Below are 20920 nucleotides of genomic sequence, written 5' to 3' on the forward strand. Positions count from 1 at the left end.
GCAAGATTGGAGAACGACCATGGCTGCTGTGCAGGAAACGATCGATCAGGTCCGCCAGATCGATGTGGATCAGTACAAGTATGGTTTTGAGACTACCATCGAAGTCGACAAGGCCCCGAAAGGTCTGTCGGAAGACATCGTCCGCTTCATCTCGGCCAAGAAGCAAGAGCCGGAATGGATGCTCGAATGGCGCCTCGACGCCTACAGGCGCTGGCTGACGATGGTCGAGCCCACCTGGGCCCGCGTCGACTATCCGAAGATCGATTTCAACGACATCTATTATTACGCAGCGCCGAAGACGGCTGCCGGGCCGAAGTCGCTCGACGAAGTCGATCCGGAGCTCCTGAAGGTCTATGAAAAGCTCGGTATCCCGCTGAAAGAGCAGGAAATGCTGGCCGGCGTTCAGTCCTCGAAGATCGCCGTCGACGCGGTTTTCGACTCGGTTTCGGTCGTCACGACCTTCAAGGAAGAGCTGAAAAAGGCCGGCGTGATCTTCATGTCGATCTCGGAAGCCGTACGCGAGCACCCCGAGCTGGTGAAGAAGTATCTCGGCTCGGTCGTTCCGGTCACCGACAACTATTATGCGACGCTGAACTCGGCCGTTTTCACCGACGGTTCTTTCGTCTTCATCCCGAAGGGCGTTCGCTGCCCGATGGAATTGTCGACCTATTTCCGCATCAACGAGAAGAACACCGGCCAGTTCGAACGCACGCTGATCGTTGCCGAAGAGGGCGCTTACGTCTCCTATCTCGAAGGCTGCACGGCACCCCAGCGCGACGAAAACCAGCTGCACGCGGCCGTCGTCGAGCTGGTGGCGCTCGATGATGCCGAGATCAAGTATTCGACCGTCCAGAACTGGTATCCGGGCGACAAGGACGGCAAGGGCGGTATCTACAACTTCGTTACCAAGCGTGGCGATTGCCGTGGTGCGCGCTCGAAGATCTCCTGGACCCAGGTCGAAACCGGTTCGGCGATTACCTGGAAATACCCGTCCTGCATCCTGCGCGGCGACGACAGCCAGGGCGAGTTTTACTCGATCGCTGTGTCGAACGGCCATCAGCAGGTCGACAGCGGCACCAAGATGATCCATCTCGGTAAGAACACCAAGAGCCGGATCATCTCCAAGGGCATCTCGGCCGGCGTGTCGCAGAACACCTATCGCGGCCAGGTCTCGATGCACCGCAAGGCGGAAAACGCTCGCAACTTCACCAATTGCGATTCGCTCCTGATCGGCGACACCTGCGGCGCACATACCGTGCCTTACATCGAGGTGAAGAACTCGACGGCCAAGGTGGAGCACGAGGCGACAACCTCGAAGATCTCCGAGGACCAGAAGTTCTACGCCATGCAGCGCGGCATCCCGGAAGAAGAGGCAATCGCCCTCATCGTCAACGGCTTCGTCCGCGACGTCATTCAGCAACTGCCGATGGAATTTGCAGTTGAGGCGCAGAAGCTGATCAACATCTCGCTGGAGGGTAGCGTTGGCTGAAGAACTGGACGCAAGCGGCCCACCAGTGGTGGCTACTGTGTGGCAGTTTGATCGCGAGACGCGGTTGCCAGCGGACTACAAGGCTACTGTCGATCTCGACGAATGCTGCCGGCTTGCAAGTGTTCTTTTTGTCCAGATCGATGAACTGGCAAGTGCCGAGAACCAAAAAATCGAAATGTCCATGACGGAAGCCGTAATTGAGCTGAAGCGAGAGGACGGCAGCAGCCTGGATATTCAATGTTATGGCGCTGATGTTTTCGATTTGGTTTGGTGGCCTAGTCCGGAAGAAGCTGTGAAGCGAGGGAAGGTAAGTTTTGAAACTGCTCCCGAGCTTGAAGTCGAAACAATGCGCATGTTGACATATCGCTATGTCACGCGCGGAAATTTGAGAGAAGAAGATGCTTGAAATTCGCAATCTCCATGCCCGCATCGCCGAAGACGGCACCGAAATCATCAAGGGCCTGAACCTGACCGTAAAGGCCGGCGAAGTGGCTGCCATCATGGGCCCGAACGGTTCCGGCAAGTCGACGCTGTCCTACATCTTGTCGGGACGCGAAGACTATGAAGTCACCGAAGGCGATATCCTCTATAACGGCGAGAGCATTCTCGAACTCGACCCGGCCGAGCGTGCTGCCAAGGGCATCTTCCTCGCATTCCAATACCCGGTCGAAATTCCGGGCGTCGCCACCATGCAGTTCCTGAAAGTGGCGATGAACTCGCAGCGCAAGGCGCGTGGCGAAGACGAGCTGACGACGCCGGACTTCATCCGCCGCGTCAAGGAAGCCTCGGCTGAACTGAAGATCAACCCTGATATGCTGAAGCGTCCGCTGAATGTCGGCTTCTCCGGCGGTGAAAAGAAGCGCGCCGAAATCCTGCAGATGGCGCTGCTCGAGCCGAAGCTCTGCATCCTCGATGAGACCGACAGCGGCCTCGACATCGACGCGCTCAAGATCGTCGCCGATGGCGTCAATGCGCTGAAGCGTCCGGATCGTGCGACCGTCGTCATCACCCACTACCAGCGCCTGCTCGACTACATCGTGCCGGACAGCGTCCACGTTCTCTACAAGGGCCAGATCATCAAGTCGGGCGACAAGAGCCTGGCGCTTGAGCTGGAAGCCAACGGCTATGCCGATATCACGGGGCAGGCTGCCTGAGTTCGGCAGAGTTTGAAGGAGTTGCACCGATGACATTGCAAGCGGCCAACCGGCTCACCGCAGCCGAGACCCAGCTCATCGACGCCTATACCCACCAGATCGGCAGCCTTCCGGGCGATGGCGCCGTGCTGCAGAAGCGTGACGGCCTGTTCGACGCGCTGAAGCGTCAGGGCCTGCCGACGCGTCGCGTCGAGACATTCCACTATACGGACCTGAAGGCGTTGCTGCGGGCGCTTCCCGCCGATGAGCCGCAGGCAGTTGCCAAGGCCGTGCCGCCGATTATCAATGACGGCAGTGTGCTGCGCATCCTGCAGGGCGTGGCGGAAACGCCGGCAAGTCTGCCGGAAGGTTTGACTGTCTCGCTCTACCGCGAGGCTCTGTCGAGCGGCACCGCTGCCGAGGGGCTGACGGCCTTCAACAATGACGACACCATCGGTCGCATCAACGGCGCCTTCGTTCGCGATGGTTTCGGCCTGACCCTGGCAGACGGTGCCGAGATCGAACGTCCGATCGAGCTGCAATCGGTTCATGCGGCCGGCCAGCTCCACCTGCGTTTCCCGGCCACCTTCGGCAAGGGCGCGAAGGCAACGGTCATCGAGCGTCATATCGGTCAGAGCGGTTCTGCCGCCCTGGCGACGGTCGTGGCCGACCTGAAGCTCGACGATGGCGCCGAAATCACCTGGATCATTCTCCAGGGCGAAGGCGATGCCGACAGCCATCTTGGCCAGATCCGCGCCGAGCTCGGTGCAGACGCAAAATTCCGGTTGTTCGTCATCAATGCCGGCGGCAAGCTGGTGCGTCAGGAAGTGCATGTGAAGACCGTGGGCGAAGGCTCCGACTTCACCCTGCGTGCGGTAAACCTCCTTGGCGGCGACACCCATACCGACGTCACCATGACGCTCGGCCACGACGTGCCGAACACCACGTCTACGGAAATCATCCGCAACGTTGTCTTCGATCGCGCCAAGGGTGTCTTCCAGGGCATGATCCGGGTTGCCCCGGATGCCCAGAAGACCGACGCCCGCATGGCCTGCAACACGCTGTTGATGTCTGACGATGCCGAATTCTCGGTCAAGCCGGAGCTGGAGATCTTTGCCGACGACGTGCAATGCGCCCATGGTGCGACGGTCGCCGACATCCACAAGAGCCATCTCTACTACCTGATGTCGCGCGGCATTCCTGAAAAGAAGGCACGTGCGCTTCTGGTCAACGGCTTCGTGGCCGAGATCGTCGAGGAGCTCGAAAACGAACCGCTCGTCGAGGCCCTGGAAGAGATCATCACCGACTGGCTGGAGCATCATGGCTGACACGATCGCGGCACGGACAGGTTACGACGTAGACGCCGTCAGACGGGATTTCCCGATCCTGTCGCGCGAGGTCTATGGCAAGCCGCTGGTTTATCTCGACAATGCCGCCTCGGCCCAGAAGCCGCGGCAGGTGATCGACGCGATCGCCCATGCCTATTCGAACGAATATGCCAATGTGCATCGTGGCCTGCATTTCCTGTCCAACGCCGCGACGGACGCCTATGAAGCGGCGCGCGAAAAGGTGCGCCGCTTCCTGAATGCCCCCTCGATCGACGAGGTGATCTTCACAAAATCCTCGACCGAGGCGATCAACACGGTCGCCTATGGCTGGGGCATGAAGCATATCGGCGAGGGCGACGAGATCGTGCTCTCGATCATGGAGCATCACTCCAACATCGTGCCCTGGCATTTTTTGCGGGAACGCAAGGGCGCCAAGCTCGTCTGGGCACCGGTGACCGATGACGGTGCTTTCGACATGGAAGCTTTTGTCGGCTGCCTGACCGAGCGCACCAAGCTGATAGCGATCACCCATATGTCGAACGCGCTCGGCACCGTCGTCCCGATCAAGGAGGTCTGCCGCATCGCCCATGAGCGTGGCATCGCCGTCATGGTGGATGGCAGCCAAGGCGCGGTCCACCTTCCTGTTGACGTCCAGGATCTCGGCTGTGACTGGTATGCCGTGACCGGCCACAAGCTCTACGGTCCCTCGGGCATCGGCGTGCTCTGGGGCAAGATGGACCGTCTGCGCGATATGGATCCGTTCATGGGCGGCGGTGAGATGATCATCGAGGTCTCAGAAGACCGCGTCACCTATAACGAGCCGCCGCATCGCTTCGAGGCCGGCACACCGCCGATCGTCCAGGCGATCGGTCTGGGCTACGCGCTCGACTATATGGAGAGCCTTGGCCGCGAGGCGATTGCCGCTCATGAGGAAAGCCTGCGCGCCTATGCGCATGAGCGTCTCTCGGCGATCAATTCGCTGCGCATCATCGGCAATGCACCGGGCAAGGGGGCGATCTTTTCCTTCGAGCTCGCCGGCATCCATGCCCATGACGTCTCGACGATGATCGACCGACGCGGCGTCGCCGTTCGGGCAGGGACCCATTGCGCCCAGCCGCTTCTGGCACGTTTCGGCGTGACCTCCACTTGCCGGGCGTCGTTCGGCCTTTATAACACACGGGAAGAAGTCGATGCGCTGGCGGACGCTCTGGATTACGCCCGCAGCTTCTTCGCCTGAGGAATGAACACCATGAGTGACACGGAAACCAAGCCCGACGTCCGCGAAGGCATCATCAACACGGCGATCCCGCCGGAAGAGGTGGCCCGCCTCTCCGACGACATCATTTCCGCGCTGAAGACCGTTTACGATCCGGAAATCCCGGCCGACATCTTCGAACTCGGGCTGATCTACAAGATCGACATCGAGGACGATCGCACGGTGAAGATTGTCATGACACTGACCGCCCCGGGTTGCCCTGTCGCCGGCGAAATGCCAGGCTGGGTCGAAAATGCCGTCGGTTCGGTCGAAGGCGTGTCGGGCGTCGAAGTGGAAATGAGCTTCGATCCGCCATGGACGCCGGACCGCATGTCCGAAGAGGCGCAGGTCGCCGTCGGCTGGTACTAAGATAATTAGGCAATCAACGAAACGGCCCGCCTCGTGCGGGCCGTTTTGCGTTTGGGTCGGTCATTTAGACGGTGCGATAGCCCCGGTCGAAATAGACGAGTGCCTCGCCGTCCTCGCGGGTGGTGACGTCGAGAACCTCGCAGAACAACACGTCATGGGTGCTGCCGTCATGCACTTCCGTGATCCGGCATTCAAAGGAAACGAGCGCATCGACCAGGCGCGGCGTGCCCGACGGCGTCGTCTCCCAGGTGGCGGCGGCGAAGCGCTCCTCGACCGGCGTTTTGCCACCGAAGAGCCGGCTGACAGGCTCGTGTTCTGCCGAGAGCGCGTTTACCGTGACAAACCCGTTGGCGCTGACGGCAGGGTAGGCGGAAGATCCCTTGTTGAGGCAGACAAGCAGCGTCGGCGGATTGTCCGAAACGCTGGTGACGGCAGTCGCCGCAAAGCCGGCGCGACCGCCGGGGCCGTCGGTGGTGACGATCGTCACGGCTGCGGCAAGCCGAGCCATGCCGTTGCGATAGGTCGCACTCTTTTCCGGCGCGGTGACGTCCATTGCGGAGGCGACGGATGCGATGGTCTTCGTGGCCAGCATGGCAGGTCCTTTCACGCGCGTTCGAGGCCCGACAGGAAGTCGAGGACCGCGCTGTTGAATGTTTGCGGATAGGTGACATTGACGGCATGTCCACCGGCGACGGTGAGCACAAGATTTGCGTTTGGCAGCCCTTCTGCGAGGCGCAGCGACCGCGAATAGGGGACGAGCAGGTCGTCACGCGTGGCAATGACAAACGTCGGCGTCTGGATCTCGCCGAGGCGGTCGTCGATATCGAAGGCGCGCAGCGCCGCAATCCGTCGCAGGATATTGTCGCGACCCTGGAAATGGGCGAGCGCATGGGCCTCTTCCGCCGCCATCTTCTCCGGGTTTTCCGCGATGTAGATGGCCGGATAAAGGAAGAGCGGCTGTGCCTTGACGAAGGCCTCGACACCGGCGTTTTCGAGGAGCGCGATGCGCACGTCGAAGCAGCGACCGGAATGTGGATCGGCCTTGCTCCAGGCGTTGATCAAAACGAGGCTTTCGATCAGCTCCGGCCGGCGGAGCGCCAGATCCAGCCCGATCAGGCCACCCAGCGCATGGCCCATGAAATGGAAACTCTTGAGCTTCAGAGTCTCGACGATCTCCAGCACATCGTCCGCCATGGCTGCGATGCCACCGACTTCAGGAACTGAGCCACCCGTCTTTCCGCAGCCCCGATGATCATAGGTGATGACGCGGAAACGCTCCGAGAGGGCAGGGATCTGCGGTGCCCAATAGCCGCCGGAGCCGCCGAGCCCTGACGAGAGCAGGATGGTCGGTGCATCGGGGGAGGTGAGGCCGTGGATGTCGTAATGCATGGAATGCTCTTGTTTCTGAATGAAGAACCCCGCCCCAAACCCCGCCCCACAAGGGGGAGGGGCTTAATCCGCGGCACCGTAACAGCCACACAATATGCACCTGTGGGGAGGTTGCCTGTTGAGTGTATCGCTGAGGCTGACTTAGCCCCTCCCCCTTGTGGGGAGGGGTTGGGGAGGGGAAGCAGTTGAACTCACTTCTTTCCGATATGCGCAACCGTCGCGATCTCGACCAGCGCGTCCGGCTTCACCAACCCGCACTGCACGCAATAGCGGGCCGGCTCGTTGCTGGGGAAGTATTCGGCATAGACCTTGTTCACCGCCTTGTAGTTTGCCCAGTCGGTGACGAAGATGTGGTTCATCGTGACGTCCTGCATGGTGCCGCCGGCGGTCTCGATGACGGATTTGATGGTTTCGAGCACATGGCGCGTCTGAGCCTCGGCATCGCCGACATGCACGACGTCATTGTTCTTGTCGAAGGGAAGGGTTCCTGAGACATAGAGGATGCCATCGGCAAGGGTGCCGGGCGAATAGGGAGCAAGCGGCTTGGATGTGCCTTCCGGAACGACGATGGTCTTGGGCATTCTCACACTCTCCTGGTTCGATGTGGTAATGTTGGAATGTTGATGATTACTCGGCCGCGTCGGCAGGCGCTGCCTGACCGATCGCACCGCAGAAGTCGTTGACGGTCGCTACCCAGCCGAAGAATTTTTCGACATTGTAGACGGTCGCCTGCTGGATGAAGTCGGGGCCGAGGTGATGGGTTGCGTCCTCGAGCATCACGCCGAAATATTCGAGGTGGAAGGCATCGCGCAGCGAGCTCTCGACGCAGACATTGGTGGCAATGCCGACGAAGACGAGATTGCGGATGCCGCGGGCGCGCAGCACGCTGTCCATGTTGGTGTTGAAGAAGCCGGAATAGCGGCTCTTCGGCACCAGGATGTCACCGGGCTTCGGCTGCAATTCGTCGACGATCGCATAGTCCCAGGTGCCCTTGGCGAGCAGCTTGCCCTGAAGCTCCGGCCGTTTGCGCATGGTTTTCAGCGCATTCGACTTGTGCCAGTTGGGCGAGCCGGGGCCGCCGGCCTCGACATAGTCAGGATCCCAGCCGTTCTGGAAATAGACGACAAGAACGCCCGCATCGCGTGCTGCATCGAGCGTCTTCTTGATGTTGGAGATCGTGCCCTTGGCGCCTGAAATGTCGAAGCCGGCGAGATCGACGTAACCGCCTTCTGTCGAATAGGCATTCTGCATGTCGACAACGACGACCGCCGTTTCCGATGGCTTCAGCGTGATCGGCTCGGGCCGGGCCGGCAGCGTGACGCTCTTGGTCAGTTCCGGACGTGGCTGATAGCCTGCAACAACGGCCTCGCTCATTCGGCGGCCTCCAGCATCTGGGTGACATGGGCGCGGCTCTTCATCAGCGGCTGCACGAATTTGCCGAACTTCTCGATGCCTTCGAGGAAGTCGTCGAAGGTCAGCATCACGCCGCCGGTGCCGGGCACCTCGCTCATCTCGTCGAGCATGGCGGCAACCTCGGCATAGGAGCCGATCAGCGTGCCCATGTTGATGTTGACGGCGGATACCGGGTTCGCCATGTGTCGCACATTGGTGTCGGAGCCGGATTTCGTATCAACGGCACTCTGCAGGCCAAGCCACTTGATGGCTTCCTCGTCAGCACCCGCCTTGTAGTGTTCCCATTTGGCGAAGGCTTCTTCGGTGGTTTCTTCGGCAATCACCATGGTCAGGACGAAGGAGCGCACGTCTCGACCGGTCTTTGCGGTGGCAGCCAGCAGGCGTTCATTGGTCGGGGCAAAGGCCTTCGGCGTGTTGACGCCGACGCCGAAGCAGAAGCTGTAGTCGGCGAACTGAGCCGAGAAAGCCATGCCGGAATTGGACGAGCCGGCGCAGATCAGCTTCACATTACCTTCCGGGATCGGCTTCATCCGGCAATCATCCATCTGTAAATGCTTGCCCTTCAGATCCGACTGGCCGGTGGTGAGCAGATCCTTCAAGACGGTCGTGTATTCGGTGAGATATTCGTAGCGATCCGAGAAATAGTCGTCGCCGGGCCACAGTCCCATCTGGCTATATTCGGGACGCTGCCAGCCGGTGACCAGGTTGACGCCGAAGCGCCCGCCGGAAATCGAATCGATCGTTGTGGCCATGCGTGCGACGATCGCCGGTGGCATGATGAGCGTCGCGGCCGTCCCGAAGAGCTTGATCTTCGAGGTGACGGCGGCAAGGCCGGCCATCAGCGTGAAGCTCTCAAGATTATAGTCCCAGAATTCCGTCTTGCCGCCGAAGCCGCGCAGCTTGATCATCGAGAGCGCGAAATCGAAGCCGTAGGATTCGGCTTTGAGCGTGATCGCCTTGTTGAGTTCGAAGGTCGGCTTGTACTGCGGGGCATTCTCCGACAACAGCCAGCCATTGTTGCCGATCGGGATAAAGACGCCGATTTCCATATCTGTTCTCCGCTTCTGGAGGCGCGCGATGCGCCGTATTTGGTTCGCAGAGAGATAAGCAACCGCCGTGCCAGATCGGAAAATCATATGGGAACAAAGGCTTGGTTGGATGATGGCAAAATATTTTACCGGATGGTCAAAATTTTCCTCGAAAACACGGCCTTTTGCCTGTGTTTCGATCGGATGCCGCTGTGCACTGCGTCATTTTTGATCGTCATCAAGTCGAGGGCAGCGAGAGGCATCGCGGCAAGCGACTGATAAAAGACAGGTTTCTTGACTGTGCGAAGTTTGCCCACGGATTGACCATAGTCAGGTTCAATCCCCGCGATCGTGCTTTCGGAGAACCGTATGACTGCGCGTAAGCTATTGAACCGTTAAGGCGCGTCCCTTACATTGGTCGGACGAAACGCCGGACCTTGAACCCGGTCGTTGATGGAGACTGTGCCGATGGGATTTCAGGTAATGACGCTGAGCGATGCGGCTGCCGCACGCGTCAAGGCGATCGTCGAGAATTCCGGACCCGATGCCAAGGGCATCAGGGTGGGGATCAAGAAAGGCGGCTGCGCCGGGATGGAATACACCATCGATCTGGTGCGCGAGCCGAACCCGAAGGACGACCGCATCGAGCGGGATGGCGCAACGGTGTGGATCGACCCGGCCGCAGTGCTTTATCTCCTCGGCACGGAAATGGGTTTCGAGACCACGACCCTGCGCTCCGGCTTCACCTTCCACAATCCCAACCAGACCTCGGCCTGCGGCTGCGGGGAATCGGTGGAACTGAAAGCTGCCGATCTGACCGAACTGGCTCGCCAGCGGGAAACCGCCTGACCACACTTTTGCTACAGCAATGTCATGGCGTCCGGTTTTACCCGGGCGTTTTGCGCTTCTGTGGCTGTCTGATCTTGCGACCGGTAAATTCCTGAAGCAGCCGCGCAGTACGGTCAGTCGCGCTTGATGCTCATCAGCACGTCCCACATGTCCGCGCCGGTTTCCCAGACGCTGGCATTGGCCTTGAAGCCGATTTCGCTTTCGGCCAAGGACACAGCCTCCTGGGCGAGATCGACATTCGATGTCTCATCAAAGGTTTGGTCACCGGAGGGGGAGACGGAGGCCCGGACGCCTCCGGTTTCTTCTGTGAAGAAGGTCGTTTTCAGCCGGTCATAGCCGGGTGTCATCGCATTGGCCACATTGTTCGCCGTCGCGGTTGCCCGCGTCTGCTGAGCCTGCATGCCAGACAGCGAAATTCCCATGACGGCGGAAAGGCTCATTGCAACGTCCCGAACGCGTGAAGATCCACAGCCACCATAATGGCGGCATGTAAGCGAATGCTGAAGATCAATGGTTTTCGATGACTTTGCGGGGATTGGGGCGATGTCCCATTTCGGGTCATCGCGAAAGGAGTGGGCCTGGCATGCGACGGGCAAGCAAAAGCCCGACACGCCGTGCCGGGCTTCCTCCTTGTCCTCAAGTGTCATCCTTACTCGATGATCTGAATGATCTGACGCGTCTGCGGGTCGACGATCACGCGGCGATCGTTCACGACTGTGTAGGAGTAACCCTCGTAGCCTTCGACGGGATAAAGCTCGACCGGATCGTCAATGACGCGACCGATCAGGACGTCGCCTTCATAGGGCACCGAGCGCACTTCGCGCTGCATGACATAGGTTTCGACCGGGGCCGGCACGACGATTGTGGACTGCGTGGCGACCGGGGCCTGCTGGATGATGACAGTTTCCTGCGCATGGGCCGACGCCGAGAGCGTCATCAGGGCCGCTGCACCAGCGAAGATGAGAGTATTGCGCATGTCTGTTCTCCTGTGTTGGACAGCGGGAAGAACGGGCTGGGCCGCATTCCGTTCCATCACAGGGTTTTTCAACTTGTCACGACAAATGAAAAACGCCGCCTCAAGGGCGGCGTTCCTGTGTCGATACCAAGGCGTTACTCGGCGGCTTCCGCATATGCTTCCATCGGCGGGCAGGTGCAGACCAGATTGCGGTCACCATAGACATTGTCGACACGGTTGACCGAGGACCAGTACTTGTCGACCCGGAAGGCGCCCGGCGGATAGCAGGCCTGTTCGCGGCTGTAGGGACGGGTCCATTCACCGACCAGATCTTCTACCGTATGCGGTGCGTTCTTCAGCGGATTGTTGGCCTTGTCCATCCGGCCTTCCTCGATGTCGCGGGCTTCCTCGCGGATCGCCAGCATCGCATCGCAGAAGCGGTCGATCTCTGCCTTGGTCTCCGATTCGGTCGGCTCGATCATCAGCGTACCCGCCACCGGCCAGCTCATGGTCGGCGCATGGAAGCCGCAGTCGATCAGGCGCTTGGCGACGTCGTCGACAGTGACACCGGCTGACGCCTGCAGCGGCCGGGTGTCGATGATGCATTCATGCGCCACGCGACCGGAGGCCGACGTATAGAGCACGTCATAGGCGCCCTTCAGCCGTGCCGCGATGTAGTTGGCGTTGAGGATCGCGACCTTGGTCGCCTGGGTCAGACCTTCGCCACCCATCATCAGGCAGTAGGACCAGCTGATCGGCAGGATCGACGGCGAACCATAAGGACCGGCCGAAACTGCACCCGGACGACCATCCGTGACCACGTGGCCCGGCAGATAAGGCGCGAGATGCGCCTTGACGCCGATCGGACCCATGCCCGGACCGCCGCCGCCATGCGGGATGCAGAAGGTCTTGTGCAGGTTGAGGTGGGAGACGTCGGAGCCGATATCGCCGGGACGGGCGACGCCGACCATGGCGTTCATGTTGGCGCCGTCGAGATAGACCTGACCACCGAACTGATGGGTGATCTCGCAGATCTCGCGCACCGTCTCCTCGAACACGCCATGGGTCGAGGGATAGGTGATCATGCAGCAGGAGAGATTGGCCGCATGCTCTTCCGCCTTGGCGCGGAAGTCGTCGAGATCGACGTCGCCATTGTCCTTCGACTTCACCGGCACCACCGTCATGCCGACCATCTGGGCCGAGGCCGGATTGGTGCCGTGCGCAGACGTCGGGATCAGGCAGACGGTACGGTGCGTATCGCCCCGCGACAGGTGGTAGGCGCGGATCGTCAGCAGACCGGCATATTCGCCTTGAGCACCCGAATTCGGCTGCATCGAGATCGCGTCATAACCGGTGACGGCGCAGAGCTTTTCCGAGAGGTCGTCGATCATCTCCTTGTAGCCCAGCGCCTGATCGGCCGGAACGAAGGGATGGATGTCGGAGAATTCCGGCCAGGTGATCGGCAGCATTTCCGCCGTCGCGTTGAGCTTCATCGTGCAGGAGCCGAGCGGGATCATCGCCCGGTCGAGCGCGAGATCGCGGTCAGAGAGCCGGCGGATATAGCGGGTCATTTCGCTTTCCGCACGATTCATGTGGAAGATCGGATGCGTCAGGTAATCACTGGTGCGCAAGAGATCTGTTGGCAGGCGGTAATCGGCCTCGAAGTCGGCAACCTTGAAATTGCCGCCAAAGGCACGCCAGACGGCTTCGAGCACGGCGGGACGGGTCCGCTCGTCGAGCGCGATGCCGACCTTGGTCTCGCCAACCTTGCGCAGGTTCACGCCTTCGGCGACAGCCGCGCGCATGACGAGGCCTTGCATGTGGCCGACTTCGACGGTGATCGTGTCGAAGAAGGCTTCAGGCTCCACCGTATATCCGAGCTTTTCCAGCCCCTTGGCCAGGATGACCGTCTTCTGGTGCACCTGCTGGGCAATCGCCTTCAGGCCCTTCGGGCCATGAAAGACGGCATACATTGAGGCCATGACGGCGAGCAGAACCTGCGCGGTGCAGATGTTCGACGTCGCCTTTTCGCGGCGGATATGCTGTTCGCGGGTCTGCAGCGACAGACGATAGGCGCGGTTGCCGCGCGCGTCGACGGAGACGCCGACGAGACGGCCCGGCATGGAGCGCTTGATCGCATCCTTGACCGCCATATAGGCGGCATGCGGGCCGCCGTAGCCCATGGGCACGCCGAAGCGCTGGGTGGAACCGATGGCGATATCAGCACCCATTTCGCCAGGAGACTTGAGGAGCAGCAGAGCGAGGATGTCTGCGGCAACGGCGGCAAGCGCACCGGTCTGGTGCAGCCGGGCGATGAGGCCGGAGAAGTCGCGCACATGGCCATGCGTGCCCGGATACTGGAAGATCGCGCCAAAAACTTCGGTCGGGTCGAGATCGGTGAAGGGGTCGCCGACGGTGACGGTCCAGCCGAGCGGCTCGGCGCGGGTCTGGATGACGGCGATGGTCTGCGGGTGGCAGTCCTTGTCGACGAAGAAGCCGGTCGCCTTGGTCTTGGCGCTGCGCTGGCAGAGCGCCATGGCTTCGGCGGCAGCCGTTGCTTCATCGAGGAGCGAGGCATTGGCAACGTCGAGACCGGTGAGGTCCGTCACCATGGTCTGGAAGTTCAGGAGCGCCTCCAGGCGGCCTTGGCTGATTTCCGGCTGGTAGGGCGTATAGGCCGTGTACCAGGCGGGGTTTTCCAGGATGTTGCGCTGGATGACCGGCGGCGTGATGGTGCCGTAATAGCCCTGGCCGATCAGCGAGGTCAGAACCTTGTTCTTGTTGGCCGTCTCGCGCAGCTTGTCGAGCGCCTCGCGCTCGGTCATCGCCGCGCCCCAGGTGAGCGGCACCTTCTGGCGGATCGAACCGGGCACGGTGTCGTCGATCATCTGATCGAGCGAGTGGTAGCCGATCACCTTCAGCATCTCCGTCATTTCGGCCGGCGAGGGGCCGATATGGCGCCGATTGGCGAAATCGTAGGGATCGTAATCCGTGAACTGGAATTCCGTCGTCATTATGCGATCAGCTCCTTGTAGGCGGCCTCGTCGAGCAAAGCGTCGGCGTCAGCGGGATTGGAGAGCTTCAGCTTGAAGAACCAGGCAGCACCTTCCGGATCGGAATTGACCAGCGACGGATCGTCGACGATCGCCTGGTTGATCTCGACCACTTCGCCATCGAGCGGGCAGTAGACGTCGGAGGCTGCCTTGACGCTCTCGACGGTCGCAGCGCTTGCGTCCTTCTTGAAGCTTGCGCCTTCTTCCGGCAGTTCGACGAAGACGAGGTCGCCGAGCTGGCCTGCGGCATGGGTGGTGATGCCAACGGTCGCAACTCCGTCTTCAATCTTCAGCCATTCGTGTTCAGCGGTGAATTTCAGCATGAGTTCTCTCCGGAGATTTTTTAGCGTTTGTAGGTGGGGGTGACGAAAGGAAGGGCGGAGACAGTGAGGGGCAAGAACTTGCCGCGGACCTCCGCAAAGACCTGGGTGCCGGGTTCGGCCATGGCGGTCGGCACATAGCCCATGGCAACAGGGCCTTCGGCGCTCGGACCGAAACCGCCGGATGAGACGTGACCGATCTCGGTCTGGCCTTCGGCATCGGCGAAGAGCTTTGCCGGCGGGCGCACCGGCGCCTTGCCCTCAGGCTTCAAGCCGACGCGGCGGCGGGAAACGCCGTTCTCGAGCTCGCCGAGGATGCGGCTCGCACCCGGAAAGCCGCCTTCGCGGGCGCCACCTAAGCGGCGGACCTTCTGGATCCCCCATTCGATCGAGGCTTCGACCGGTGAGGTCGTGGTGTCGATGTCGTTGCCATAGAGGCAAAGTCCGGCTTCAAGGCGCAGCGAATCGCGGGCACCGAGACCAATCGGCTGACACTCCGGCTGATCGAGCAGAGCCTTGGCGAGATCGGCGGCACGGGAAGCGGGAACCGAGATCTCGAAACCATCCTCGCCGGAATAACCGGTGCGCGAGACGAGGGCATGGATCTCGCCCAGGATAAGCTCGCGTACATCCATGAATTTCATCGATGTGACATCGCCAGACAATGAAGCCAGAACGGCTTCCGCTTTCGGCCCCTGAAGGGCGAGAAGCGCCCGGTCGTCATGCACGAGAATCTGGACACCTGCAGGAAGCTTTGCCCTGAGATGGGCGATATCGGCATCCTTGCAGCCGGCATTGACCACGACGAGCAGGCGATCGCCCAGCCGCGAGATCATCAGGTCATCGAGGATCCCACCATTATCGTCCGTGAAGAAGCCGTAGCGCTGGCGACCATCCTTGAGGCCGAGGATATCGACGGGGACGAGTGTTTCCAGCGCTTTCGCCGCGTCCTCATAATTGCCGGAAGCGGCGACGAGTTCGACCTGGCCCATATGCGACACGTCGAAGAGGCCGGCAGCGGCGCGGGTGTGGAGGTGTTCCTTCAACACGCCGGCCGGATACTGCACCGGCATGTCGTAACCGGCAAAAGGCACCATCTTGGCGCCAAGCGATACGTGGAAATCGTAAAGGGGGGTGCGTTTCAGTTGGGTCTGATCGTCCAAGACGTCGCCTCCGGGTTTCGCGCTCGCGCGCTTGCTCAAGTCTGGGCACGGTTGTGCCGGTTCATGAGCCCCCTCTGTCCTTGTGCCTGAGATTGTTATCCCTTCGGCTTGGTCCGCTTTGGAAACGGGCCTCTCTCCAGAGTGCAGTCGACGCCTTGTGGTCCTTTTGCCTGAGAGTTTCCGGGGCGGTTGCTCCTTCGGCACCGGAGTAAACCGGTTTCTCCCAACAAGGTCTGATCCGCATTATCCGGCGGGACATAGGCTTGGCAAGAGGGCGCGTCGCTTGCGAGCAAATATTTGTCGCTGACGGGTACTGTTTGCGCCAGCGCAAGCATCGGAGCACTTGCCGACGGGCGCGGCATCTCGCCGCTTGGCTTGGCGCGCGCATCGCGATAAAGCAGGGGGAAACGGGGACACCAATGAAGCCTAAGGTCACGACAGCTGCCAGGATCCTGCGCATCTTCTGCGCCATGGTCTTCCTCTGCTTGGGCTTTGCGCACCGGACCCCGGTCGCCGTTGCGACCGATGTCCTGTCCGTCGTCTACAGCCTGCCCGATGGCAGTTTCGCCGACCTCTGCATCGCCGATCGCGGTGAAAAGCATGGCAAGGCGGTTCAAGATTGCGAAGCCTGCCGTCTGGCTGGCACCGTGCTTCTCCCGTCTCCCGCCGACAACGCCTGGCTGCTCAGCGTTTTTGCCAACCTGGGAGCGGTAAAGCCGCTCGAACCGCCGGTTCGTTTGGCCTATGTCCTGGACCGTCCGCGTCTGCGTGGTCCGCCTCTCTCCGCCTGATCCATCGCACAGCATCAGATGAATTGAGAACACCGCTGGTCGCGAGCGCGCCGCGGAACGGAGAATGACCATGAAGACCAGATTGATTGTCGCCACCAGCCTCGTCGCACTCGCCTCTACCGGCTCGGCGCTTGCCCATGCCACGTTCGCCAATGGCCCGGTTGCGGTGGGCGCCTATGTCGCCGCCACGCTGCAGGTTCCGCATGGCTGCGACGGCAAGGCCACCAATGAAGTCCGCATCAAGCTGCCTGAAGGCTTCATCTCGGCAAAGCCGATGGTCAAGCCGGGCTGGGAAATCGAGGTGATCAAGGGCGACTACCAGAATAGCTATGACAACCACGGCAAGGCAGTGACGTCCGGCCCGGTCGAGATCCGTTTCAAGAACGGCGACCTGCCGGACGACTTTTACGACACCTTCACCGTCTACGGGAAGGTCGCAGCCGGTGATCCGGCAACCGGTCTTGCATTCCCGACGGTTCAATTGTGCGGTGCCGACGACAAGGTGTCCTGGGAAGAGATTGCCGCCCCCGGCCAGAACCCCCATGATCTGAAGGGGCCGGCACCGGTTCTGCAGCTTGTTGCGGCCGAGGGCGATGAGCATGCCGGTCACGGCACCCATGCCGGACATGGCGATCAGCCGGCCGCGGCCGACGCGCATGCTGGCCATGGTGGTCACGATGCCCACGCGGGACATGGCGATCACATGGCAGCGACCAATCCGGGTGGCTTCGAAGCCGTGACTGTCGGCGACCTAGAGCTGACGGCAGGCTTCACGAAGGCCATGCTGCCGGGTCAGCCGGTCGGCGGCGGCTTCGTCACGATCACCAACAGAGGTGCAAGCGACGACCGGCTCGTATCGGCGACCTCAGACCGCGCCGGCGAGGTGCAACTGCATGAAATGGCGATGCAGGGCGATGTGATGAAGATGCGGCAATTGCCGGATGGAATTCCGGTTCCTGCCGGCCAGACGGTGGAACTGGTTCCCGGTGGTCTCCACATGATGTTCTTCAAGGTGGCCGAACCCTTCCAGGAAGGTCAGTCCGTCAAGGTGACGCTCACCTTTGAAAAGGCGGGCAATGTCGACGTCGTGCTGCCGGTTGGTCCCGCCAAGGCCAACTGATCAAGCCCGCGCTGTCTGAAACGAAAAGACCGCGACCGGGGACGGTCGCGGTCTCATGCCTGTGCGCAGAGGCTGTTCAGGCAACGGAATTCTTGTAGGCGTCGATCGTCTCCTTCAAGCTTGCCTGCTCGAAACGCTGTTGGCTTGAGGTTAGGAAATACAACGCCAACGCCGGCGGTTGCACGACGCTGACGAGCGCCCTGAGACGAAGATCGTCCCCTCGGGCCGCCTTTTCCGCAAGCACCCGGGTGTGGTCCTCGACATAGGACGCGCGCGAGACGCGCTGCGGGGGCTTGATAGGCTCCATCGCGTAGGCCGCGGTATTGGCAGAGACTGTGACAACTTGTGTCATGGGTGTGTTCCGCATGTTACATAATGACATTAGAATAAACTACGCCCATCTATGCATCTTTAAGTCGAACGCGGACATTTGAGTAAAGCTTGAGTGACCAAACAGGCTGATTCTGCGGGGTTTTTCGCTCGTTTGCGGCAGATCAAGGCGCCCCTCGCCAAACGCCTTAGCCTTGGCTCCATCCTTTGGAGACAGGAGCCATAGACCATGATCATCCTTGTCGGATATGCAACAGTGGAGGGCCAGTCGCGCAAGATCGCCGAGGCACTGGCTGCGGACATCGAAGCGGGCGGCGATCGGGCATTGATGTTCGATGTCGGCCTCGGCGGTGAGTTTGCCCTCGGGCGGCCCGATGCTGCCATTCTCTGCGCCCCCATTCATGCAGCCCGCTACCCCGCATCCTTCGTCGCCTTCGTCCGGCAGGAAGCGGCATGGCTGAACAGTGTGCCGTCGGCCTTCGTATCGGTGACACTGCTGATCCGCAGCGAACTGGAAGAGGAGCGCCAGGAGGCGCGGCATTTCCCCGATGCTCTGCTCGCTGAGACCGGCTGGAAGCCTGCCCTTGTGCATCATGCGGCCGGCGCGCTTCGATACAGCGAATATGATTTTTTCAAACGCTGGATGATGAAACGCATGGCGGCGCAGGAAAAGGCGCCGACAGATAGCCGTCGCGACCACGAATTCACCGACTGGGAGACGCTGCGCCGGTTTGTCGAGGACTTTCGCGCGGCCGTGAGGGCTTGACGGCGGGCTTCGCTGGCATTTGAAGCGGTGCATTGCTCATGCATCGGAGGCCACCATGTTCCATATCCTGCTCGTCGCCCTCGGCGGCGCGATCGGCTCGGTCGCGCGTTACCTCGTTGGTCTCGGCATGACCCGTCTGATGGGCCTGTCCTTTCCTTGGGGCACCCTGACGGTCAACATCGTCGGTTCCTTTGCTATCGGCATCCTCACCGAGCTGGTCGCCCGCCGGTTCGACGCGTCCGCCGAACTTCGACTTCTGATCGTCGTCGGCTTCCTCGGTGGCTTCACGACATTCTCCTCATTCTCACTCGACACGATGGCGCTGATCGAGCGTGGCGCGACCGCCTCTGCCTTCGCCTATGTCGCAGCAAGCCTCGTTCTGGCCCTCGGGGCCGCATTCGCGGGGCTTTTGCTGGGCCGCAGCCTGTTCTGAGACGCCCATTTCATTTCTGCTTTCCCTTCAGGGCCGAAATCAACTAAAGGCTCCGGACAAAGGGCAATGCCCGCTTGCAAGAACGAAAGAACCGAGATGGCCGGCATCGAACATATCACCGTGGAGGCAGACGAGGCCGGCATGCGCCTCGACCGCTGGTTCAAGATCCACTATCCGGGTCTCGGCTTCGGCGCGCTGCAGAAACTGCTGCGCTCCGGCCAGGTGCGTGTCGACGGCGGTCGTGTGAAGACCGATGCGCGCGTGCAGCCCGGCCAGGTCGTGCGCGTTCCACCGATGGACGTCGACGCCAAGAAGACTGGCCCGATCGCCAGCCACGACCTGAAACATGGCGACGACCACGAACTCCTGTCGCGCATGCTCCTGCACGAAGACGAAAAGGTCTTCGTCTTGAACAAGCCCGCCGGCCTTGCCGTGCAGGGTGGCTCCGGCCTGACCCGCCATATCGACAAGATGCTGGAAGCCTGGACAAGCCGGAAGGGCGAGAAACCACGCCTCGTGCATCGCCTCGACCGCGACACCTCGGGTGTGCTCGTCGTGGCCCGCACGCGCGGCGCCGCCCAGAAGCTGACGGCGGCGTTTCGCGAGCGTGACACCAAGAAGATCTACTGGTCGCTGGTGAGGGGCGTCCCGCGCAAGCACGAGGACAAGATCTCGACCTGGCTGACCAAGGACCAGACCGACGAAGGCGACCGCATGCGCGTCTGCAAGCATGGCGAGGAGGGCGCGGATCACGCAGTGTCCTACTACCGTGTCATCGACACGGCGGCCCAGAACCTCGCCTGGCTGGAGATGGAGCCCTATACCGGCCGGACCCACCAGCTGCGCGTCCATGCTTTGCATATCGGTCACCCGATCATTGGCGATCCCAAATACTTCATCGATGACCACAACTGGGATTTCCCCGGCGGTATCCAGAAGCGCCTGCATCTGCATGCCCGCCACATCGACCTGCCACATCCGAATGGCGGTCGGCTGAAGGTCACGGCGCCTTTGTCTCCCCACATGGTGCAGTCCTGGAACCTGCTTGGCTTCGACCAGGCGGATGGCGACAGGGACGCCGAATGAAGCTGGTCCTGTTCGATTGCGACGGCACGCTGGTCGACAGCGCCGGCTTGATCCACGAAGTCATGCGCCACACCTTCGTCGCCTTCGGTAAGCCCGAGCCGGCTGTGGAGACGACCAAGTCGATCATCGGCCTCACGCTCGACATCGCGATTACCCGCATGGACGGCAAGCCGCATGCCGATGACGAGGCGGTCGCCATGGCCGCCCATTACAAGGCGATCTTTGCCGACGTGCGGCGCGTTTCCGGTTTCGGCGAGATTATGTTCGATGGGATTCGCGAGGTCTTGGACGCCCTGATCGCCCGCGAGGATATCTGGCTCGGCGCCGTGACGGGCAAGTCGCGGCGGGGGCTGGAGATGATCCTTGAAGGTCATGGCTTGAAGCCCCATTTCCTCTTCTGCCGCACGGCCGACGACTGCCCGTCAAAGCCGCACCCTGCCATGGTGACGGAATGCTGTGACGAAGCCGGCATCGTTGCCCGCGAAACCATCGTCATCGGCGACGCGATCTATGACATGCAGATGGCGAAAGCCGCCGGTGCGACCGCCATCGGCGTCGCCTGGGGCTATGCCGCCATCGACGATCTCTGGAAGGCGGGTGCCGATGCCGTTGTCGAACGACCGGCCGACCTGCTGGCCTATATTCATTAG

The 20920-nt window shown here is 61.2% G+C and carries 24 protein-coding genes and 1 riboswitch; of the genes, 13 read left to right on the forward strand and 11 right to left on the reverse strand.

Annotation, left to right across the window (positions count from 1 at the left end; translation table 11 throughout):
• Window positions 1–19 precede the first annotated feature (19 nt).
• Genes sufB through ACT53S_RS14895 form a run of 6 tightly spaced genes read left to right on the forward strand, consistent with a single transcriptional unit; the run spans window position 20 to window position 5574 of the window.
• Window positions 20–1489, forward strand: coding sequence for a Fe-S cluster assembly protein SufB (gene sufB / locus ACT53S_RS14870; protein ID WP_142069271.1), 1470 nt, complete (start codon window positions 20–22; stop codon window positions 1487–1489).
• Window positions 1482–1895 (forward strand): hypothetical protein, encoded by a 414-nt coding sequence (locus tag ACT53S_RS14875; RefSeq protein WP_113377387.1) that lies wholly within the window; start codon window positions 1482–1484, stop codon window positions 1893–1895. Before sufB ends, ACT53S_RS14875 begins: the two co-directional genes overlap by 8 nt.
• On the forward strand, window positions 1888–2643 hold the full coding sequence (gene sufC / locus ACT53S_RS14880) for a Fe-S cluster assembly ATPase SufC (RefSeq protein ID WP_113377388.1): 756 nt from the start codon (window positions 1888–1890) through the stop codon (window positions 2641–2643). Before ACT53S_RS14875 ends, sufC begins: the two co-directional genes overlap by 8 nt.
• A gap of 29 nt (window positions 2644–2672) precedes the next feature.
• Window positions 2673–3950 (forward strand): Fe-S cluster assembly protein SufD, encoded by a 1278-nt coding sequence (sufD, locus tag ACT53S_RS14885; RefSeq protein ID WP_476067571.1) that lies wholly within the window; start codon window positions 2673–2675, stop codon window positions 3948–3950.
• Window positions 3943–5187, forward strand: coding sequence for a cysteine desulfurase (locus ACT53S_RS14890; protein ID WP_476067572.1), 1245 nt, complete (start codon window positions 3943–3945; stop codon window positions 5185–5187). Before sufD ends, ACT53S_RS14890 begins: the two co-directional genes overlap by 8 nt.
• 12 nt (window positions 5188–5199) lie before the next feature.
• Complete coding sequence (locus ACT53S_RS14895; RefSeq protein WP_113377391.1) at window positions 5200–5574, forward strand: SUF system Fe-S cluster assembly protein; 375 nt, start codon at window positions 5200–5202, stop codon at window positions 5572–5574.
• Window positions 5575–5638: 64 nt separating this feature from the next.
• On the opposite strand, the gene ACT53S_RS14900 is transcribed toward ACT53S_RS14895, so the two are convergent.
• The 5 genes from ACT53S_RS14900 to rutA all read right to left on the reverse strand — a co-directional run bounded on the left by ACT53S_RS14900 (window position 5639) and on the right by rutA (window position 9425).
• A complete protein-coding gene (locus ACT53S_RS14900; RefSeq protein ID WP_476067930.1) occupies window positions 5639–6163 on the reverse strand; it encodes a flavin reductase in 525 nt (174 codons plus the stop codon).
• A 14-nt stretch (window positions 6164–6177) separates the two neighbouring features.
• Window positions 6178–6963, reverse strand: a complete 786-nt coding sequence (gene rutD, locus ACT53S_RS14905; RefSeq protein ID WP_476067573.1) for a pyrimidine utilization protein D — start codon at window positions 6961–6963, stop codon at window positions 6178–6180.
• Window positions 6964–7154: 191 nt separating this feature from the next.
• Window positions 7155–7544: a pyrimidine utilization protein C gene (gene rutC, locus ACT53S_RS14910; RefSeq protein ID WP_113377394.1), complete on the reverse strand. Its 390-nt coding sequence runs from the start codon at window positions 7542–7544 to the stop codon at window positions 7155–7157.
• A 46-nt stretch (window positions 7545–7590) separates the two neighbouring features.
• Window positions 7591–8337, reverse strand: a complete 747-nt coding sequence (gene rutB / locus ACT53S_RS14915) for a pyrimidine utilization protein B (RefSeq protein WP_476067574.1) — start codon at window positions 8335–8337, stop codon at window positions 7591–7593.
• Window positions 8334–9425, reverse strand: coding sequence for a pyrimidine utilization protein A (gene rutA / locus ACT53S_RS14920; protein ID WP_476067575.1), 1092 nt, complete (start codon window positions 9423–9425; stop codon window positions 8334–8336). Before rutA ends, rutB begins: the two co-directional genes overlap by 4 nt.
• A gap of 447 nt (window positions 9426–9872) precedes the next feature.
• Here rutA and sufA point away from each other — a divergent pair, with 447 nt between their 5' ends.
• Window positions 9873–10253: a Fe-S cluster assembly scaffold SufA gene (gene sufA, locus ACT53S_RS14925; protein WP_476067576.1), complete on the forward strand. Its 381-nt coding sequence runs from the start codon at window positions 9873–9875 to the stop codon at window positions 10251–10253.
• A 113-nt stretch (window positions 10254–10366) separates the two neighbouring features.
• Here the strand turns inward: sufA and ACT53S_RS14930 are convergent, their stop codons facing one another.
• From ACT53S_RS14930 to gcvT, 5 genes are all read right to left on the reverse strand, one after another.
• Window positions 10367–10693, reverse strand: a complete 327-nt coding sequence (locus ACT53S_RS14930; protein ID WP_476067577.1) for a flagellar basal body protein — start codon at window positions 10691–10693, stop codon at window positions 10367–10369.
• Window positions 10694–10902: 209 nt separating this feature from the next.
• Window positions 10903–11229 (reverse strand): DUF1236 domain-containing protein, encoded by a 327-nt coding sequence (locus ACT53S_RS14935; protein WP_476067578.1) that lies wholly within the window; start codon window positions 11227–11229, stop codon window positions 10903–10905.
• A gap of 134 nt (window positions 11230–11363) precedes the next feature.
• Window positions 11364–14222: an aminomethyl-transferring glycine dehydrogenase gene (gcvP, locus tag ACT53S_RS14940; RefSeq protein WP_476067579.1), complete on the reverse strand. Its 2859-nt coding sequence runs from the start codon at window positions 14220–14222 to the stop codon at window positions 11364–11366.
• The gene (gene gcvH, locus ACT53S_RS14945; protein ID WP_476067580.1) at window positions 14222–14584 is read right to left on the reverse strand and encodes a glycine cleavage system protein GcvH; all 363 of its coding nucleotides are present in this window, start codon (window positions 14582–14584) and stop codon (window positions 14222–14224) included. Before gcvH ends, gcvP begins: the two co-directional genes overlap by 1 nt.
• Before the next feature lie 20 nt (window positions 14585–14604).
• Window positions 14605–15744: a glycine cleavage system aminomethyltransferase GcvT gene (gene gcvT, locus ACT53S_RS14950; RefSeq protein ID WP_476067581.1), complete on the reverse strand. Its 1140-nt coding sequence runs from the start codon at window positions 15742–15744 to the stop codon at window positions 14605–14607.
• Between the two features lie 148 nt (window positions 15745–15892).
• Window positions 15893–15980, reverse strand: a riboswitch (glycine riboswitch).
• Window positions 15981–16163: 183 nt separating this feature from the next.
• Here gcvT and ACT53S_RS14955 point away from each other — a divergent pair.
• Together ACT53S_RS14955 and ACT53S_RS14960 are read left to right on the forward strand one after the other, a co-directional pair.
• Window positions 16164–16535 (forward strand): hypothetical protein, encoded by a 372-nt coding sequence (locus ACT53S_RS14955; protein ID WP_476067582.1) that lies wholly within the window; start codon window positions 16164–16166, stop codon window positions 16533–16535.
• A 70-nt stretch (window positions 16536–16605) separates the two neighbouring features.
• Entirely contained in the window at window positions 16606–17655 is a 1050-nt protein-coding gene (locus ACT53S_RS14960) for a copper chaperone PCu(A)C domain-containing protein (protein ID WP_476067583.1), read from the forward strand.
• 76 nt (window positions 17656–17731) lie between these two features.
• Here the strand turns inward: ACT53S_RS14960 and ACT53S_RS14965 are convergent, their stop codons facing one another.
• The gene (locus ACT53S_RS14965; protein ID WP_113377404.1) at window positions 17732–18007 is read right to left on the reverse strand and encodes a hypothetical protein; all 276 of its coding nucleotides are present in this window, start codon (window positions 18005–18007) and stop codon (window positions 17732–17734) included.
• A 207-nt stretch (window positions 18008–18214) separates the two neighbouring features.
• Here ACT53S_RS14965 and ACT53S_RS14970 point away from each other — a divergent pair, with 207 nt between their 5' ends.
• The 4 genes from ACT53S_RS14970 (at window position 18215) to ACT53S_RS14985 (ending at window position 20920) form a co-directional block, all read left to right on the forward strand.
• On the forward strand, window positions 18215–18751 hold the full coding sequence (locus ACT53S_RS14970) for a flavodoxin domain-containing protein (RefSeq protein ID WP_113377405.1): 537 nt from the start codon (window positions 18215–18217) through the stop codon (window positions 18749–18751).
• Window positions 18752–18806: 55 nt separating this feature from the next.
• Window positions 18807–19184, forward strand: a complete 378-nt coding sequence (gene crcB, locus ACT53S_RS14975; RefSeq protein ID WP_113377406.1) for a fluoride efflux transporter CrcB — start codon at window positions 18807–18809, stop codon at window positions 19182–19184.
• 96 nt (window positions 19185–19280) lie between these two features.
• Window positions 19281–20270, forward strand: coding sequence for an RluA family pseudouridine synthase (locus tag ACT53S_RS14980; protein WP_476067584.1), 990 nt, complete (start codon window positions 19281–19283; stop codon window positions 20268–20270).
• A complete protein-coding gene (locus ACT53S_RS14985; protein ID WP_476067585.1) occupies window positions 20267–20920 on the forward strand; it encodes an HAD-IA family hydrolase in 654 nt (217 codons plus the stop codon). The genes ACT53S_RS14980 and ACT53S_RS14985 overlap by 4 nt, the downstream gene beginning before the upstream one ends.

The sequence above is a fragment of the Allorhizobium sp. DMC15 genome, assembly GCF_056314065.1.

Coding starts and splice junctions, on each gene's coding strand:
- sufB (WP_142069271.1), top strand. CDS start 20: ATGGCTGCTGTGCAGGAAACGATCGATCAGGTCCGCCAGATCGATGTG.
- sufC (WP_113377388.1), top strand. CDS start 1,888: ATGCTTGAAATTCGCAATCTCCATGCCCGCATCGCCGAAGACGGCACC.
- sufD (WP_476067571.1), top strand. CDS start 2,673: ATGACATTGCAAGCGGCCAACCGGCTCACCGCAGCCGAGACCCAGCTC.
- ACT53S_RS14890 (WP_476067572.1), top strand. CDS start 3,943: ATGGCTGACACGATCGCGGCACGGACAGGTTACGACGTAGACGCCGTC.
- ACT53S_RS14895 (WP_113377391.1), top strand. CDS start 5,200: ATGAGTGACACGGAAACCAAGCCCGACGTCCGCGAAGGCATCATCAAC.
- rutD (WP_476067573.1), bottom strand. CDS start 6,963: ATGCATTACGACATCCACGGCCTCACCTCCCCCGATGCACCGACCATC.
- rutC (WP_113377394.1), bottom strand. CDS start 7,544: ATGCCCAAGACCATCGTCGTTCCGGAAGGCACATCCAAGCCGCTTGCT.
- rutB (WP_476067574.1), bottom strand. CDS start 8,337: ATGAGCGAGGCCGTTGTTGCAGGCTATCAGCCACGTCCGGAACTGACC.
- rutA (WP_476067575.1), bottom strand. CDS start 9,425: ATGGAAATCGGCGTCTTTATCCCGATCGGCAACAATGGCTGGCTGTTG.
- sufA (WP_476067576.1), top strand. CDS start 9,873: ATGGGATTTCAGGTAATGACGCTGAGCGATGCGGCTGCCGCACGCGTC.
- ACT53S_RS14930 (WP_476067577.1), bottom strand. CDS start 10,693: ATGAGCCTTTCCGCCGTCATGGGAATTTCGCTGTCTGGCATGCAGGCT.
- ACT53S_RS14935 (WP_476067578.1), bottom strand. CDS start 11,229: ATGCGCAATACTCTCATCTTCGCTGGTGCAGCGGCCCTGATGACGCTC.
- gcvP (WP_476067579.1), bottom strand. CDS start 14,222: ATGACGACGGAATTCCAGTTCACGGATTACGATCCCTACGATTTCGCC.
- gcvH (WP_476067580.1), bottom strand. CDS start 14,584: ATGCTGAAATTCACCGCTGAACACGAATGGCTGAAGATTGAAGACGGA.
- ACT53S_RS14955 (WP_476067582.1), top strand. CDS start 16,164: ATGAAGCCTAAGGTCACGACAGCTGCCAGGATCCTGCGCATCTTCTGC.
- ACT53S_RS14960 (WP_476067583.1), top strand. CDS start 16,606: ATGAAGACCAGATTGATTGTCGCCACCAGCCTCGTCGCACTCGCCTCT.
- ACT53S_RS14965 (WP_113377404.1), bottom strand. CDS start 18,007: ATGACACAAGTTGTCACAGTCTCTGCCAATACCGCGGCCTACGCGATG.
- ACT53S_RS14970 (WP_113377405.1), top strand. CDS start 18,215: ATGATCATCCTTGTCGGATATGCAACAGTGGAGGGCCAGTCGCGCAAG.
- crcB (WP_113377406.1), top strand. CDS start 18,807: ATGTTCCATATCCTGCTCGTCGCCCTCGGCGGCGCGATCGGCTCGGTC.
- ACT53S_RS14980 (WP_476067584.1), top strand. CDS start 19,281: ATGGCCGGCATCGAACATATCACCGTGGAGGCAGACGAGGCCGGCATG.
- ACT53S_RS14985 (WP_476067585.1), top strand. CDS start 20,267: ATGAAGCTGGTCCTGTTCGATTGCGACGGCACGCTGGTCGACAGCGCC.